The following is a 15,441-nucleotide window of genomic DNA, read 5'->3' as shown; positions in this document are numbered from 1 at the left end:
GTTATGTAAGTTCATTTAAAGTTTGATTAAAATGAACTTACATAACTTATATGGTTTAAAAAAATACCCAGATGAAAAATATATTTATTCTTTTTTGTTTTCTATTCCTAAATCTTTCTTTTTCTCAGCAAAAACAGAGCTTTACCGTTAATTCTCCTGATGGAAAAATCGAAGTTAAAATTGCTGTGAATGATAAAATAAGCTGGACAATCTCACATGAAAACGATTTGATTTTGACTCCATCTGAAATGTCTTTGACTTTAGATCAAAATGTGGTTTTAGGGAAAAATCCTGTTGTTTTAAATTCGAAAAAAGAAAGTGTAAATACTTCTTTTGAAACGCCTTTATACAAAAAGAAAACCGTTAAAGATCAATACAACAAACTGACGCTTAATTTCAAAAATGATTTTGCTATCGAATTTCGCGTTTTTGATGATGGCGCAGCGTATCGTTTCATCACAAAAAAGAAAAAAGAGATTACAGTTAAAGGTGAAGAAGTCGTTCTGAATTTCGATCAGGATTATAACACTTTAATGCCGTATGTACGTGATTTGAGAAATCCGAAAGATCAGTTTATTTCTTCGTTTGAATCGCATTATGAAAACAAAAAAATAAGTGAATTTTCTAAAGACACTTTAGCTTTTCTTCCATTTCTAATTGATTACAAAAACCGTAAAAAGACAGTTTTCTTAGAAGCCGATCTCGAAGATTATGTGGGATTATTTGTAACGAATAATAAAAACAAAACTGGTTTTGAATCTCGTTTTTCTAAATATCCAACAAAAGAAACCAACGGCGGATTTAATTACCTCAACAAACTGATTACTGAAAGAGCCGATTATTTGGTAAAAACAAAAGGAACGCGAACTTTTCCGTGGAGAGCAATTGTGATTTCTGAAAATGATGCCACTTTAGCCAATAATGATATGGTTCAGAAATTAGCAGAGCCATCTAGAATAAAAGATATTTCGTGGATAAAACCTGGAAAAGTAGCTTGGGATTGGTGGAACGACTGGAATATTTATAACGTAGATTTTAAAGCTGGAATCAATACGCAGACGTATAAATATTATATTGATTTTGCTTCTAAAAACAAAATCGAATATGTGGTTTTGGATGAAGGCTGGAGTGTTGAAACCGACATTATGAAACACAATCCAAATGTAGATTTGGAAGCTTTAATCGCTTACGCGAAAGAACGAAACGTGGGCATTATTTTGTGGGCTTCGTGGATGGCAATAAATGACAAAACAGAAGCCGTTTTTGGCAATTATGCAAAACTGGGCGTAAAAGGTTTTAAAGTAGATTTTATTGACCGTGATGATGCCAAAATGGTCAATTCGGTTTATGATATTGCACAAAAAGCAGCCAATCATAAATTGATTATCGATTTTCACGGCATGTACAAACCAACTGGGATCCAGCGAACTTTTCCTAACATTTTAAATTTTGAAGGCGTAAAAGGTCTAGAAAATAATAAATGGACACCAAATGACGATGTTCCACTTTATGATGTAACAATTCCGTTTATTAGAATGATGGCTGGTCCAATGGACTATACACCAGGTGCGATGCGAAATGCTACAAAAAGCGAATTCAAACCAAGTCATTCGACTCCAATGAGTCAAGGAACAAGATGTCATCAGTTGGCATTGTACACCATTTTTGAAGCGCCTTTACAAATGATGGCTGATAGTCCGACTGCTTTTATGAAGGAACAAGAAAGCACCGATTTTATCGCTAAAGTTCCGACCACTTTTGATGAAACTACCGCTCTTGATGGTGAAGTTGGAAAATATGTTTCTATTGCCCGAAGAAAAGGAAATACTTGGTACTTAGGGGCAATAACAAATTGGGACTCTAGAGAAGTAACAATTGATTTTTCTTTCCTTGAAAAAGGCAAAAAATTCCAAGCCGAAATCTTCTCAGATGGAATAAATGCCGACAAAGCGGCAACTGATTATAAAAAGGAAATAATTACGATAGATTCAACAACAAAGCTAAAATATAGATTGGCAAGCGGAGGCGGATTGGCGATGATTATAAAATAAAATCCATTTCTATAAACAAACCCGACAGGTTTTAAAAACCTGTCGGGTTTATAATATCTAAACATGACGTCGACGCACAGAAGCGTATCTACGATTATGTATTTTTACGAATTAACAATTTATAATTAACAATTCACAATTAAGATAATATCTTCTCAATCGCATTCAACTCATCATGCGAAAACTCTGTATTCTGTAAACAATCAATATTATTACACAATTGTTTTACAGAACTAGCACCAATTAAAACCGACGTAATTCGTTTATCTTTCTGCAACCAAGCCAAAGCCATTTGCGCCAAAGACTGATTTCTATTTTGAGCAATTTCATTCAGCTGAATTAATTTCTGAATTCTTTCCTGCGTTACCTCATCTTCTTTTAAATGCCCATTCGGATTATGTGCTCTTGAGTTTTCAGGAATTCCGTTTAAATATTTATCTGTTAAAAGCCCTTGTGCCAAAGGCGAAAACGCAATACAGCCCACTCCTTTTTCTTCCAGAACATCCAATAAACCATTTTCAACCCAACGCTCCAACATTGAATATTTTGCTTGATGAATCAAACATGGCGTTCCTAATTGTTTCAAAACATCAACCGCAACTCTCGTTTGTTCCGCAGAATAATTACTGATTCCAACATACAAGGCTTTTCCGCTTCTAACGGCATGGTCTAAAGCCATCATTGTTTCTTCAATCGGCGTGTCTGGATCTGGACGATGTGAATAAAAAATATCTACATAATCAATACTCATTCGCTTTAAACTTTGATCCAAACTAGATAAAAGATATTTTCGCGATCCCCAATCTCCATAAGGTCCTTTCCACATCGTATAACCAGCTTTTGTAGAAATTACGATTTCATCACGAAGATTCCCTTGAAAATTATGCCATAATATTTTTCCGAAATTCTCTTCAGCAGAACCTGGAACGGGTCCGTAATTATTCGCTAAATCAAAATGGGTAATTCCTTTATCAAAAGCCTCAATCGCAATACTTTCAGCATTTTCGAAATTATCCACCGAACCGAAATTATGCCATAATCCTAAAGAAATCTCAGGCAGTAATAAACCGCTTTTGCCACATCTGTTATATTTCATTGTAATAATTTATAAATTGGAGTTTTAATAGATTTTAAAGGTAAAAAAAACTCCCGCAGATTTAGCAGATTTAGGAGATAAAAAAATCTGCCGAATCTGCGAGAAAATTAAAAATATCATTCATTTTAATTTTTGTAAATTTGTTTAAATAATAAAATTATGGAAAATAACTGGCAAAATTTAATTTCGATAAACCAAGATATTCGATTTGGCAAACCTATAATTACAGGAACTAGAATCTGTGTTTCTGATATTCTTTCATGGTTATCTACAGGAATGTCTTTTGAAGAAATCATTGAGGATTTTCCTGAATTAAAGAAAGAGCATATTCTTGCTGCTTTAAGTTTTGCTGCTAATAGAGAAAATATTACGAAAATAATCGCTGCGTAATGAAGTTACTTCTGGATGCAAATATTTCATGGCGAATAATTAAACTAGTTGAAAATGATTTTTTGAATTGTTTACATGCTAATGATATTCCTGTCAATCAACCAGCAAAGGATATTGAGATTTGGGAATTTGCGAAAGCAAACAATTTCACTATTTTGACTCATGATGATGATTTTGAAAAATTATTGCTTTTAAAAGGAGCTCCGCCAAAAGTTATAATTCTAAAAACCTTCAATAAAAACACCAAACAAATAGCTGAAATTTTGTTTTCAAAAAAACACATTATCGAATCGTTTATAACTAATACTGAACTAATGATTCTAGAAATTTACTAAGTAACAGACATAAACACTAAACCCGACCGATTTCAGAAATCGGTCGGGTTTAGTGTTTTATAGAAGTTAAAAATAATCTTATTTTTTCAACCTAGATCATGTATTCTTTTCAGCTTGAAAGAAAAATAAATATAGAAAATCCCGCTTGCGATGAAAGCAAAAGCAGTCCAATATACTATTGAAAGCCCTGCAAAAACAGGATTCCATAATAACAGAAATGAGAATAACACTCCCAAAATTCCTAATCCTAAAAGATTTTTCCAATCTGGAACAGAATAGCTTTTTAAATTAAAAGCCATAAAAATAGCCATTACAGAACGAAATAAAATAGCCAGTCCAACATAAAGTGGCAAAAGTGTTACCGAAACTAATGGATTAGCAATTAATACTATTCCAACACCTAAACCTATAATTCCAGATACTAGTGTCCAGCCCCAATTGTCTATTTTTTTTCTGTTTGAAAGTGCAAAAATAATTTCAAAAATTCCGCTGACCAGAAACGAAACACTAAATAAAAATGCCAATGTCAAATATGCTTTTACAGGTGTGGCAAAAGACCAAAATCCGATGATTACAAAAAGTATTCCCACTAATAACGGAATGTACCAATAATCAATTGCTGCTTTCACTTTTTTAAATAAAGAATGTTCCATAATACTATTTTAAAATCTTGCCTACTCTATAAAGTTTTCAGCTTACCTTGAATTACCAATTAATTTTTTTTTAAATGGCTGTCTATCAAAGATAAGACAAAAGCTTAGACCAAAATAGTTTTTCTATAATAAAATACTGACATATAATACCATTAGCATACAACAAATCAATAGCATCCAGCTTTAGCTCGATGAAAACATAATCTCAATGAAAAGGGCTTTAGTCAAACTTTACAAGTTTGGCTAAAGCCCTTTTCTTATTCAAATCTTATTCCCCTAGCTGAAGCTAGGGGCTATTCAAAAAATGTGAATTGCTTTTGAAGAAATTGTTGAGAATTTTCCAGAATTAAATAAAGAAGATATTCTTGTTGCTTTAGCTTTTGCAACATAACAATTCAATAGCGTCCAGCTTTAGCTGGATGACAACAGCAACACAATCAAAAGGGCTTTAGCCAAACTTTGTAGGTTTGGCTAAAGCCCTTTCTAATTTAAATCTTGTTCCCCTAGCTAAAGCTAGGGGCTATTCAAAAATCTTTACGCCTCTGCGCCCTATAGCTATCAGGATTGTGAGATTAAAAAAACTTAGCGTCTTAGCGCCTTCGTGGCAAAAACCTTTTACTCTTTTATCTCAAAACCACTCTGCAAACCTTTATCAGAGCTTCCTCCAACCATGATTTTAAAAGTTCCAGGTTCTACAAGATAATTTCCTTCATTATTATAAAAACCAAGTTCCTTATCAGTTAAAGTAAAGTTTATTGTTTTAGTCTCACCTTTTTTCAGATTAACCAATTCAAAACCTTTCAATTCTTTTATTGGGCGAACGATACTTGCAAATTCATCATGAATGTACAATTGCACTACTTCTTTTCCATCATAATTTCCAGAGTTCGTAACCTCAACGCTAACTTGAACTTTTTCACCTTTTGCGAAAGCCGTTTTATTCAACTTCAAGTTTTTATAATCGAAAGTTGTATAACTCAATCCGAAACCAAACGGAAACTGAGGCGTTTTTTCCACATCCATATAATGCGACCAGAAAACATTTTTATCACTGTCAGTTGGTCTTCCTGTACTGTATTTATTGTAATAAATTGGCACCTGACCTACATTTCTAGGAAACGACATTGGCAATTTTCCACTCGGATTGTAATCTCCGTATAAAACCTGTGCAACCGCATTTCCAGCCTGAGTTCCTAAATGCCAAGCTTCTACAATTGCTGGAACATTTTCTGCAGCCCACGGAATGCTCAACGGACGACCATTATTTAAAACCAAAACTACATTTGGGTTTACCTTATAAATTTCTTCTAATAATTCTTGCTGTAAACCTGGTAAATTCAAATCGGTGCGACTTCTTCCTTCACCACTTTGGAATCCGTATTCTCCTAAAACCATAACCACAACATCGACATTTTTTGCAACTTTTTTTGCTGCTTCAAATCCGCTTTTATCTGTTGTATTGAAAACCGTTTCAGTTAAAAAAGTTGCTTTTTGTTTCAATAAATCAACACCTTTTTCAAAAGTAAGCTGATTGTCTTTATATTGCTGCATTCCTTCTAAAACCGAAACCGCAGTATCATCAGAAGCTGCAATTCTCCAGCTTCCCAACGGACTATTTTTATCATTGGCCAAAGCGCCAATCAAAGCGATTTTCTGTCCAGATTTCTTTAGCGGAAGCAAATTCTTTTCATTCTTCAACAAAACGATCGATTTTTTCGCCATGTCCAGAACGCCTTCATTATTGGCTTTGCTTCCAACAACTTCTCTTTCGCGTTTTTCATCACAATATCTGTACGGATCATCAAATAATCCTAATTCAAACTTCACGCGAAGAATTCTTCGAACGGCATCATCAACCAAAGATTCTTTTACCTTTCCAGATTTAACCAAATCAACCAATTTTGCCACATACAAATACGATTCCATATCCATGTCAGAACCCGCAATTACCGCTTTTGCAGTGGCATCGGCTTCATCTTTTGCAAAACCATGGGCAATCATTTCACGAATCGAAGCATAATCAGAAATTACAAATCCATCAAACTTCCATTTTCCTTTTAAAATATCTCGTTGCAAAAAAGCATTTCCAGTTGCCGGAACACCATTCAACGTATTAAACGAATTCATAAACGTACGAACTCCTGCCTCAACAGTCGCTTCAAAAGGAGGCAAAACCGAATTATACAATTTCGAATTACTGATATCTACAATATTATATTCCAATCCCGCTTCAACATAACCGTAAGCGGCAAAGTGTTTCGCGCAAGCCGCAATCGTATTTACTTTCGCCAAATCAGCAATGGTTTCACCCTGAAAACCTTTTACTCTGGCATAGCCTACTTTACTTCCCAAATACGGATCTTCTCCCGCACCTTCCATCACGCGTCCCCAACGAGCATCATTTGCCACATCGACATTTGGGCCAAATGTCCAATTAATTCCAGATGCCGAAGCCTCATCTGCCGCAATCGCCGCCGATTTTTTAATCGCTTCCAAGTCCCAACTCGCCGCTTCTGCCAACGGAATCGGACTTAACGTTTTGTAACCGTGTATTACATCAAAACCAATAATTAACGGAATTCCCAAACGGGTTTCTTCCACCGCAATTTTCTGTACGGCACGAACTTCTTTCACACCACGAACTGTCAGCATAGAGCCAACTAGTCCTTTTCTTAAATGTTCATATTTCAGTTCGGCTGTTCCTCCTTTTGGCGCTGGTCCAGTAACATCCCAAAAACCATTATATTGATTCATCTGCCCTACTTTTTCCTCCAGCGTCATTAACGGTAAAAGCAAGTCTATGCGCTGCTCAACAGTTTTATTCTTATCCAGATACGGCTTTTTTTGTGCATTCATATTTCCAACAGTAAACAGAGCAAAAACTCCAATAATTAGTATTTTTTTATTTTTCATTGTGGTTTAGTTAGTTCTTTTTAAGTTGCTAAGGTTCTAAGATGCTGAGATCCTAAGTTTCTTTTTTTGGGCGTGTCCCTCCGGGTCGGGCTATTCGTTACAAGTCCTCGCACTTCCTTCGTCAGGCTCCGGGCTTTCCACTTCTATCCCTCACGCAAATCGGTTTCAAAAGGGCGTTTTTGGTTATCTTTTCATCCTGAGGAACGAAGAATCACACTAGAAACTCCACACAGAAATTTGCCAATCTTTGTCAAATCCCGAGTGTGATCCTTCGTTCCTCAGGATGACAAACTTGGTGTCTTTACTTTGCGGCGCTTCGACTTCGCTCAGCCTGACAAAAAATCTAAAATCTAAAAACTTGCTTCTTTATTCTTTTATCTTTCTTCTTTCTTCTTTCTTCTTTCCACACTCACTCAGAAACAAAACAAGAAGCCGGCAAATTCGCTTTATTAAACAAATCTGACTGAATCGTATTTCCCCATGCAAATCTCACTTTTGCTGGAGAAGCTACTTTTTTACTTGTCAAAATCACTTCGCTATTTTTAATCGAAGCTTCGGCTGGATAGAAAACTCCATCTGCACCCGCAACTTCAAACTGATTCGATTTTTTGTCTTTGAAATACAATCCGTCTCCATAGTCAAAAGAAACGGTTACTTTATTTTTATCAATTTTAATGGATTTAAAGAGCGGTCCATTAACTAAATTATTGTTGGTTTTGTAAGTCTCTGCTAAAGCTAAATTTGCTAAACGAATTCCAACTGATTTTTTATTTTTTGGATGAATATCAATCGTATCCGAAATATCACTGATTACGACCATTCCTGTTTTTGAAACTTCTTTCAATAATTTTCTCTGAGAATCTCTAACTGTTACATTAGAAAAATTATTCTTTCCAGTTTTAAACGGTGCAATCTGAACATAGTAAAACGGAAATTCATCTTTCCATTCTTTTCTCCAAGATGTAATTAAAGCGCCCAGAGTTTTATCATAAACCAAAGAACCCACATTAGATTCGCCTTGATACCAAAGCGTACCCGCAATTTTAAATCCGATAATTGGATAAATCATCGCGTTGTAAGCACGTCCTGGTTGTCTTGGACCGTATTCTTGTTCGTTTAGTTTTTTGGCGTTTTCCAATAAAATCGAATCGTTGTTTACGACTTCTGCCGGCATCCAGATTTCTGCGGGAGTTCCTCCCCAATTAGAAGAAATTAATCCGATAGGAACATTTTTTAAATCTTCGCGTAGGCGTTTTGCAAAAAAGTAACCAACAGCGCTAAAATATTTCATGCTTTCAGGAGTCGATTCTGTCCAATTTCCCAGTAAATTATTCTGCGGATTTTCAGCCGTCAATTTTGGAACCGTAAAAAATCGAATGTTTGGATTCGTTGCATTTTTCATTTCTTCTTCGCCATCGTCAATTCCCCAACTCACTGACATTTCCATATTAGATTGTCCGGAACAAAGCCAAACTTCTCCAATCAAAATATTCTTTAAAACCACTTCATTGTAGCCTTTTATAGAAATGGTAAAAGGCCCGCCAGCCTCTGGAGTTTTAATCGTTAATTCCCATTTTGCCTGATTATTGGCAACGGTTTTATATTCCTGACTATTCCAGCTTGAAACCAATTTGATTTCTTCTTTTGGATTGGCCCAACCCCAAATTTTCACTTCAGAATTGCGCTGTAAAACCATATTATCACTAAAAATATTCGGAAGCGACACGTTTGCCATCATAGTACTGGAAATCAATAGAAAGAAAACAAACTTAAAAATATTATTTTTCATTTAGCAACTTCTTTAAAAATGGACCATATTCTTCTGCCAAAACCTTATGATCTGCTACGTCTGGATGTCCCGTACATCCATTTGGAGTCATTGGTTTGAACTTGAAAATTTGAATTGGTTTGTGTGCTTTGTCATTCGCGAAAGCATTTTTAACTTTAATCAAACAATCTTCAAAAACTACTGCCCTTTCTCCGCCAACCATCGGGCTGTTTGTAATCACAATCTGCACATTCGGATTGTGTTCATAAAGCATTTTTATAAAATTGATGTAATTCGAAACATACTTTTCAGAATTAAAAGGTAGACGTTCTTTTTTACCATCTCCACCAGAGAAATCATTTGTTCCTAAAGCAATACTGATAATATCTGGCTGAAAAGCAAAATCGTATTTCGGTTTCGAAGCATCTTTCGTTAGATATAAATTAGGATAAACATCTGGCATTATCGCTTCGTCTTTATGCTCATCGTTCCAGTTTCTGTACATTCCAATTCCCGAAACACAACTCATTAAATAATCAACACCAATTGTTCTTGAAAGTGTTGGCCCATATGCATAATAGCCATTATGATGATCCATATATTCTCCTTTATCACAAGGAACATCTGACGGATCGCTCGCTGCTCCGCACGTAATAGAATCGCCAATAAATTCTATTTTCTTTCTCTTTTGAAACGAAATCGGAACCAGTTTTGCTGTTGTTCCAACAAACAAAATATTACCGCTTTGAGCTTCTGTATTTTTATAAATCTCTAATCTGTGCTTTTTTATATTTTCGGTAACTTTTATTGGAAATGACTGGATTGCTCCTTTTTCAATTCTAATTTTCCCAATATACTTATCGTCCAAAACCAATTGGACATAATTATGATGCTGATCTACACTTTGAAGCGAAATGGAGCATTCATTTCCTGTAAAATTGAAAGAAACTGAAGAAGCTGTTCCAATTAAAATAACCTGATCATTTTGAAGTTTATCAATTCGACCTTCGTATAAAAAAGTTTTAGTGGAATTTTGAGTTTGTGAATTCGAAATCGCCGAAATCAGTAAAAACGAAATTAAAACAGCTATTTTTTTGAGAAACATAATTTATTTGTTAAATCTAAATACGATTCACAAATATATTGGAAAGAGATTATCCAAAAAGATACTAAAATGTCAAAAAGTAATAAAAAAACACCACACAAACCCATCATTTGGGTAATTATATGTGTTAATTCTTACTTTTGCAAGAACAACCCACAATTTAGATTTATCTTTGTCGTTTTACACTTTTACAATCAGCAAAAATGAAAGCCCTAAGTTTAATTTCTTTATTGTTTTTTATCACTCTTTCTTCTTTCAATTTAAAAAAGGAAAAAAAACAAATTCAAAACAATCCAACTCAAACCGAAATAAATCGTGATTCTATTATTGCTTACGCCAAACAATACTTAGGAACTCCTTACGTATACGCCAGCAACAATCCGCAAAAAGGATTTGACTGTTCGGGTTTTGTGTGTTATGTTTTTAAGAACTTCGGATTGACATTGCCAAGAAGTTCAAGCGGTTATAAAAACATAGGCAAAACTTTAAAACCAGAAGAATTTAAAGTTGGTGACGTTTTAGTTTTCTACGGATATAAAAATAGAAATGTTGTTGGTCACGTCGGGATAATTTGTGAAGCCAACGGAATGCAGTCAAAATTTATTCATGCTTCTTCAGGAAAAGCACAGCAAGTAACTATAACAGCGCTGGATACAGAACATTATACCAAACGTTTTTATAAATGTGTAGATGTTTTGTCGGAATAGTTTTTATCATTCTTTTTTCACGCAGATTTTGCAGATTGGAACAGATTTAATTAGATTTTTTTGTATGAAATCTGCGAGCATCTGCTTAAATCTTTTTAAATCTGCGTGAAAATTATTTTTATTCTTCAGTTAAGAGTTTGATCATACTTTCATCTCTTCCATAAATATCTTTATAGAAATTTAAATTCCCTTGTCGATCTACCCAAGCGGTAAAATATCCAATATAAACTGGAACTTTTTTCTTCAAAGTATACCAGCTTTCTTTTCCGGTATGCATTGCCTTATCAATTCTTTCAGGATTCCATTGCGGATCAACTTTTAATAATTCAATTGCTAATTCACGAGGTTTTGCTACACGCACACAACCATGGCTAAAAGCGCGACTTTCTCTTTCAAACAAACTTTTTGATGGCGTATCATGAAGATAAATATTGCTTGAATTCGGGAATAAAAACTTTACTAAACCAAGTGAATTATTTTTCCCCGGAAGCTGACGAACAGCTCCATTATTCCATTCCAGATTTTTCTTTTGCAGATAGTTTTTGTCCCTTGCCATTCCAGGTTTTATTTCCGATTTGATAATACTTGGCGGCACATTCCAATACGGACTAAAAACAATATTGCTCATCATTCCACTGAAAATAACGGTTTTTGTCATTGACCTTCCTACAACTACAGGCGAAACAAAAGAAATTTTACCATCCTCAACTATATACAATTTAAATTCTGGAATATTAACCTCTATATACTTCTGCCCTTTTTCTAATTCTGGATCTATCCATCGACAACGCTCCATGTTTGCAATAATGGTTTTGATACGATCTGAGACAGGAATATTCAAATCTTCAATATGTTCTTTAAGAATAGTGTTCTTTGCCGTATAACCATGACGCAATTCGTAGTTTTTCATGGCTTTCATCAAGACTGTATCACATACTGCACTTTTGGTGTCTTCTTTTAGATCCTTAGTTATGAAAAGTCTTTCTCTAATTTCAGCAATAATATTAGACGAATCGCCAACTTTTAGACTTTTATAATCTTCACCAACTTCTATAGTTTTCCATCCGCCGTTTTTCTCGATTTCTCTATATTCTTTAAGCGCATCACGAAGTTTATAATACTGGCTGAACATCTTTTTTTTCTTATCATCCAAAATGGTTGATTTTTTAAAGATTGAATCTGAAAGTACTTGGTAATTCAGTTTTTTACGAGGTAAAAGCCATTCTAAAGAAACTACCGTTTTTTCGTCAAAACCACCTACTTTTTCACCATAATAGTAATATAAATTAGAAAGCAGTAAATCGGTATCTTCTTTTGAAAGTTTGGTGTTTGCGTTATTATCAAAAACAGAACTTAATTGCTCATTATAAGGATAATTAGCTTTTAGACCTTCTTGATCTAGATTTTTGTATTGGTTGAACAATGTATTGGCAAATTCGACAATTCCTTTATTGTCCTGCCACAATTGAGTCGACTTATTTTTTTGATATAAAGCAGTTACATCATTTTTAAACTTGTCCAGTTTCGGATAATTTTCATAAAACTTAGCAATGCGCACGCTGTCGATAGTAAGTTTTAATTCAGGAACTTTTTCAACCGCTTTTATCGAGTTTTCCTCTTTCTTATCAGCTTTCGAATTACACGAAAAAACAGCAAAAAAAACAATAGCAATAATAGGCGTATACCAGATTTTCATAACTCCAAATTTTTGATTAAAAGTAGAAAAAATTCTATTAAAACAAAGTACTCAGCAATAAATCTTAAATCTTATTTTTTTGAAATTTAAGCGGTTAATAAAAATAAAAAGCTCCAAACAATATACATGTCTGGAGCTTTCGCCATATAACCAACCTATTAAAATTCTAATTAAATAACTGTACCTTTTAGAGTAAGTACTTTTGGTGTTGTTTCTGCGCTAGTCGTAACAGTTACCGTTTTTGTAAAAGCGCCTTTGTTTGCAGCATTGTAAGTTGCAGTAACTTTTCCAGATTTACCAGCCTGAATTGGCTCTTTTGTGTAATCTGTTGCTGTACATCCGCAAGATCCTTGCACGTTTGTAATCACAACAGCCGTTTTTCCTGTATTTTTAAATTCGTAAACAATTGCTTTTGGAGTTCCCTGCGGAATTTGTCCCACATCAATTGTTTCTGCTTTCCAAGCAATTGTAGAACCTGCAGTTCCTGAAATTTCAGTTTCTGAAACTAAAGATTGTACTGGAGCAATTGCAGAAAAAGACATTAGGCCTAAAGCCAAAGCTAACATCGAAATTTTGATCATTTTCATAACTGATATATTTAAAATGGTTTATAGTTCATTTTTGATATTACAAAGGTAATTCAGACAAATTCAAGTCGCTGTTAACTGGTTTCAAACGTTTGTTAATGACTTGTTAACCGCCTGTTTTTAGGCCAAAATTGATTAATATTACACTCTCAAAATTCTTTATTCTTGAAAATTAATAAACTCAACAGCATCATTATCTTAGGATTAGTAGCTATCATTAGTATTTTGGTAGCGCAATTGCTATGGACAAAAGAGGCTTTTACAATAGAACAAAAAAAGCTGAGCCAGAAAGCGCATATTGCTTTGCTCGAAGTGGCTAAAAAATTATACGAAGGAACCAACCACGAACTCCCTGTTCAGAATCCCGTTCAGAAAATTGCAAATGACTATTATATCGTAAATGTGGATAATGAATTTGAACCCGATATTTTAGAATTTTATCTGAAAACGGAATTCAAAAAAATGAATATTACCACCGATTTCGAATACGCGATGTACAATTGCCAAAGCGACGAAATGATCTATGGTGACTATATTTCGCTTTATAAGAAAAAAGCAGAATGTAAAAAGACTGTTTATTTCCCTAAACATAAAAATCTGGTTTATTATTTTGCCGTTCGTTTTCCAAACGAAACGACTTATCTTTTTAGTTCGATGCGTTTTTGGTTTATCCTTTCAACTGCATTGATTCTAATTCTGCTTATTTATGTTTACTCGATTTTTACTCTTTTGCAGCATAAAAAGTATTCAGAATTACAGCGTGATTTCATTAATAATATGACGCATGAATTCAAAACCCCTTTGGCTTCTATTCTGATTGCGTCAAAATATCTGATTGAGCAAAAACCAATTAAAGAAGATAAAAAACTGTACACTTATACTGATATTATCATCAATCAGGGAAATAAGTTAAATAGTCACATCGAAAAGATTCTAAATATTGCAAAGTCTGATTATGCTCCTTTAGAACTTAAAAAAGAAAACATTTTAATTGTTCCGATAATTGAAGAGGCAATAGAAAATATCAAATTAAAATATCCTGAAGCTTCTATTACAATTGAAACGGTTTCAAGAGAATACTTACTAGAAACAGATACTTTTCATTTTGCCAATTTAGTTTACAATCTGCTAGATAATGCAATTAAATACTGCAATGAAAAGCCAGAAGTTACGATAAAAATTATCGAAAATAATAACTGTTTAAAATTGGAGTTTATTGATAATGGAATCGGTATTAATCCTAAAAAAATATCTTTTATCTTTGATAAGTTTTACCGAGTTCAGAATGAGAAAAGCAACGAAGTTAACGGATTTGGACTTGGTTTATACTATGTAAAAGAAATCTGCACCCTGCAAAACTGGAAAATAAAAGCCGAAAATAATTCAGAAAAAGGTATTACCTTAACTTTATCAATTCCTTACAAAAAATGAGAAATTTCAAAATACTATATGCCGAAGACGATGAAACTCTAGCGTTTTTAACCAAAGACAATTTGGAGCAAAACCATTATGAGGTAATTCATTGTTCTGATGGAAAGTCGGCACTGAAAATTTTCGAGGAAGAAGAATTTGATATTTGCATTTTTGATATTATGATGCCAAAAATGGATGGTTTTGAACTTGCCGAAGCCGTTCGAAAAATTGATGTTGATGTTCCGATTATTTTTCTTTCGGCTAAAACTTTAAAAGAAGATCGAATAAAAGGTCTTCGTTTAGGCGCCGATGATTATTTAGTGAAACCTTTTAGTATTGAAGAATTATTGCTGAAAATTGAAATTTTCTTGAAGCGTTCGCAGAAAAACATTCCAGTTGCAAAAACGATTTATGAAGTTGGCAAATATCAGTTTGACACCAAAAATTTCATTCTTTTTAATGATGAAGAAAAAGTTGGATTAACACAGCGCGAAGCCGAATTACTGAAACTTTTCTTGGATCATAAAAACTCTGTTTTAAAACGCGAACAAATCTTAACCTCTTTATGGGGAACAGACGACTATTTTATGGGAAGGAGTTTGGATGTTTTTATTTCGCGTTTACGTAAAATCTTGGCAAATGAAGAAGGCATTTCAATAGAAAATCTGCACGGAATTGGATTTAGATTTTCTATTGGGTAAAATAACAATTCTGTTAAAAATAAAGA

General features: G+C 33.9%; 14 protein-coding genes. 7 read left to right on the top strand and 7 right to left on the bottom strand.

Going from position 1 to position 15,441, the window contains the following annotated elements; genetic code table 11:
• Nucleotides 1-71 precede the first annotated feature (71 nt).
• On the top strand, nucleotides 72-2,051 hold the full coding sequence (locus RB618_RS20595) for a glycoside hydrolase family 97 protein (protein WP_308070506.1): 1,980 nt from the start codon (nucleotides 72-74) through the stop codon (nucleotides 2,049-2,051).
• Nucleotides 2,052-2,190: 139 nt separating this feature from the next.
• Here RB618_RS20595 and mgrA read toward each other — a convergent pair whose 3' ends face one another.
• Nucleotides 2,191-3,147: an L-glyceraldehyde 3-phosphate reductase gene (mgrA, locus tag RB618_RS20590; RefSeq protein ID WP_308070505.1), complete on the bottom strand. Its 957-nt coding sequence runs from the start codon at nucleotides 3,145-3,147 to the stop codon at nucleotides 2,191-2,193.
• A 159-nt stretch (nucleotides 3,148-3,306) separates the two neighbouring features.
• On the opposite strand from mgrA, the gene RB618_RS20585 reads away from it, so the two are divergent.
• Both RB618_RS20585 and RB618_RS20580 read left to right on the top strand, forming a co-directional pair.
• Nucleotides 3,307-3,537 (top strand): DUF433 domain-containing protein, encoded by a 231-nt coding sequence (locus RB618_RS20585; RefSeq protein ID WP_008468123.1) that lies wholly within the window; start codon nucleotides 3,307-3,309, stop codon nucleotides 3,535-3,537.
• Complete coding sequence (locus tag RB618_RS20580; RefSeq protein WP_008468122.1) at nucleotides 3,537-3,872, top strand: DUF5615 family PIN-like protein; 336 nt, start codon at nucleotides 3,537-3,539, stop codon at nucleotides 3,870-3,872. Before RB618_RS20585 ends, RB618_RS20580 begins: the two co-directional genes overlap by 1 nt.
• An 86-nt stretch (nucleotides 3,873-3,958) precedes the next feature.
• On the opposite strand, the gene RB618_RS20575 is transcribed toward RB618_RS20580, so the two are convergent.
• Nucleotides 3,959-4,525: an HdeD family acid-resistance protein gene (locus tag RB618_RS20575; RefSeq protein ID WP_008468121.1), complete on the bottom strand. Its 567-nt coding sequence runs from the start codon at nucleotides 4,523-4,525 to the stop codon at nucleotides 3,959-3,961.
• Nucleotides 4,526-4,835: 310 nt separating this feature from the next.
• Between RB618_RS20575 and RB618_RS23735 the strand changes: the two genes are divergently transcribed.
• The gene (locus tag RB618_RS23735) at nucleotides 4,836-4,916 is read left to right on the top strand and encodes a DUF433 domain-containing protein (RefSeq protein ID WP_374121153.1); all 81 of its coding nucleotides are present in this window, start codon (nucleotides 4,836-4,838) and stop codon (nucleotides 4,914-4,916) included.
• A 224-nt stretch (nucleotides 4,917-5,140) separates the two neighbouring features.
• Here the strand turns inward: RB618_RS23735 and bglX are convergent, their stop codons facing one another.
• The 3 genes from bglX to RB618_RS20560 form a co-directional block, all read right to left on the bottom strand.
• Nucleotides 5,141-7,438, bottom strand: coding sequence for a beta-glucosidase BglX (gene bglX, locus RB618_RS20570; RefSeq protein ID WP_308070503.1), 2,298 nt, complete (start codon nucleotides 7,436-7,438; stop codon nucleotides 5,141-5,143).
• 409 nt (nucleotides 7,439-7,847) lie between these two features.
• A complete protein-coding gene (locus RB618_RS20565; protein WP_308070501.1) occupies nucleotides 7,848-9,227 on the bottom strand; it encodes a sialate O-acetylesterase in 1,380 nt (459 codons plus the stop codon).
• Nucleotides 9,217-10,311 carry a GDSL-type esterase/lipase family protein gene (locus RB618_RS20560; protein ID WP_308070500.1) on the bottom strand — a complete coding sequence of 365 codons (1,095 nt, stop codon included), beginning with the start codon at nucleotides 10,309-10,311 and terminating at the stop codon, nucleotides 9,217-9,219. The genes RB618_RS20565 and RB618_RS20560 overlap by 11 nt, the downstream gene beginning before the upstream one ends.
• Before the next feature lie 203 nt (nucleotides 10,312-10,514).
• On the opposite strand from RB618_RS20560, the gene RB618_RS20555 reads away from it, so the two are divergent.
• Nucleotides 10,515-11,018 (top strand): C40 family peptidase, encoded by a 504-nt coding sequence (locus RB618_RS20555; RefSeq protein ID WP_308070499.1) that lies wholly within the window; start codon nucleotides 10,515-10,517, stop codon nucleotides 11,016-11,018.
• Between the two features lie 118 nt (nucleotides 11,019-11,136).
• Here the strand turns inward: RB618_RS20555 and RB618_RS20550 are convergent, their stop codons facing one another.
• Both RB618_RS20550 and RB618_RS20545 read right to left on the bottom strand, forming a co-directional pair.
• Nucleotides 11,137-12,714: a L,D-transpeptidase family protein gene (locus RB618_RS20550; protein WP_308070498.1), complete on the bottom strand. Its 1,578-nt coding sequence runs from the start codon at nucleotides 12,712-12,714 to the stop codon at nucleotides 11,137-11,139.
• A 170-nt stretch (nucleotides 12,715-12,884) separates the two neighbouring features.
• Nucleotides 12,885-13,301 (bottom strand): DUF1573 domain-containing protein, encoded by a 417-nt coding sequence (locus RB618_RS20545; protein WP_308070497.1) that lies wholly within the window; start codon nucleotides 13,299-13,301, stop codon nucleotides 12,885-12,887.
• Nucleotides 13,302-13,466: 165 nt separating this feature from the next.
• On the opposite strand from RB618_RS20545, the gene RB618_RS20540 reads away from it, so the two are divergent.
• A complete protein-coding gene (locus RB618_RS20540) occupies nucleotides 13,467-14,732 on the top strand; it encodes a HAMP domain-containing sensor histidine kinase (protein WP_308070496.1) in 1,266 nt (421 codons plus the stop codon).
• On the top strand, nucleotides 14,729-15,415 hold the full coding sequence (locus RB618_RS20535; protein ID WP_308070495.1) for a response regulator transcription factor: 687 nt from the start codon (nucleotides 14,729-14,731) through the stop codon (nucleotides 15,413-15,415). Before RB618_RS20540 ends, RB618_RS20535 begins: the two co-directional genes overlap by 4 nt.
• Nucleotides 15,416-15,441: the final 26 nt, after the last annotated feature.

It is taken from the genome of Flavobacterium sp. LHD-85 (assembly GCF_030929595.1).
Classification (GTDB): domain Bacteria; phylum Bacteroidota; class Bacteroidia; order Flavobacteriales; family Flavobacteriaceae; genus Flavobacterium.
This window is presented reverse-complemented; position numbering and strand designations above follow the sequence as displayed.

Bases quoted from the DNA above. Each gene is read 5' to 3' on its own strand.
- RB618_RS20550 (WP_308070498.1), bottom strand. From the start codon at position 12,714: ATGAAAATCTGGTATACGCCTATTATTGCTATTGTTTTTTTTGCTGTT.
- RB618_RS20595 (WP_308070506.1), top strand. From the start codon at position 72: ATGAAAAATATATTTATTCTTTTTTGTTTTCTATTCCTAAATCTTTCT.
- RB618_RS20580 (WP_008468122.1), top strand. From the start codon at position 3,537: ATGAAGTTACTTCTGGATGCAAATATTTCATGGCGAATAATTAAACTA.
- RB618_RS20575 (WP_008468121.1), bottom strand. From the start codon at position 4,525: ATGGAACATTCTTTATTTAAAAAAGTGAAAGCAGCAATTGATTATTGG.
- bglX (WP_308070503.1), bottom strand. From the start codon at position 7,438: ATGAAAAATAAAAAAATACTAATTATTGGAGTTTTTGCTCTGTTTACT.
- RB618_RS20535 (WP_308070495.1), top strand. From the start codon at position 14,729: ATGAGAAATTTCAAAATACTATATGCCGAAGACGATGAAACTCTAGCG.
- mgrA (WP_308070505.1), bottom strand. From the start codon at position 3,147: ATGAAATATAACAGATGTGGCAAAAGCGGTTTATTACTGCCTGAGATT.
- RB618_RS20565 (WP_308070501.1), bottom strand. From the start codon at position 9,227: ATGAAAAATAATATTTTTAAGTTTGTTTTCTTTCTATTGATTTCCAGT.
- RB618_RS20560 (WP_308070500.1), bottom strand. From the start codon at position 10,311: ATGTTTCTCAAAAAAATAGCTGTTTTAATTTCGTTTTTACTGATTTCG.
- RB618_RS20545 (WP_308070497.1), bottom strand. From the start codon at position 13,301: ATGAAAATGATCAAAATTTCGATGTTAGCTTTGGCTTTAGGCCTAATG.
- RB618_RS20555 (WP_308070499.1), top strand. From the start codon at position 10,515: ATGAAAGCCCTAAGTTTAATTTCTTTATTGTTTTTTATCACTCTTTCT.
- RB618_RS20585 (WP_008468123.1), top strand. From the start codon at position 3,307: ATGGAAAATAACTGGCAAAATTTAATTTCGATAAACCAAGATATTCGA.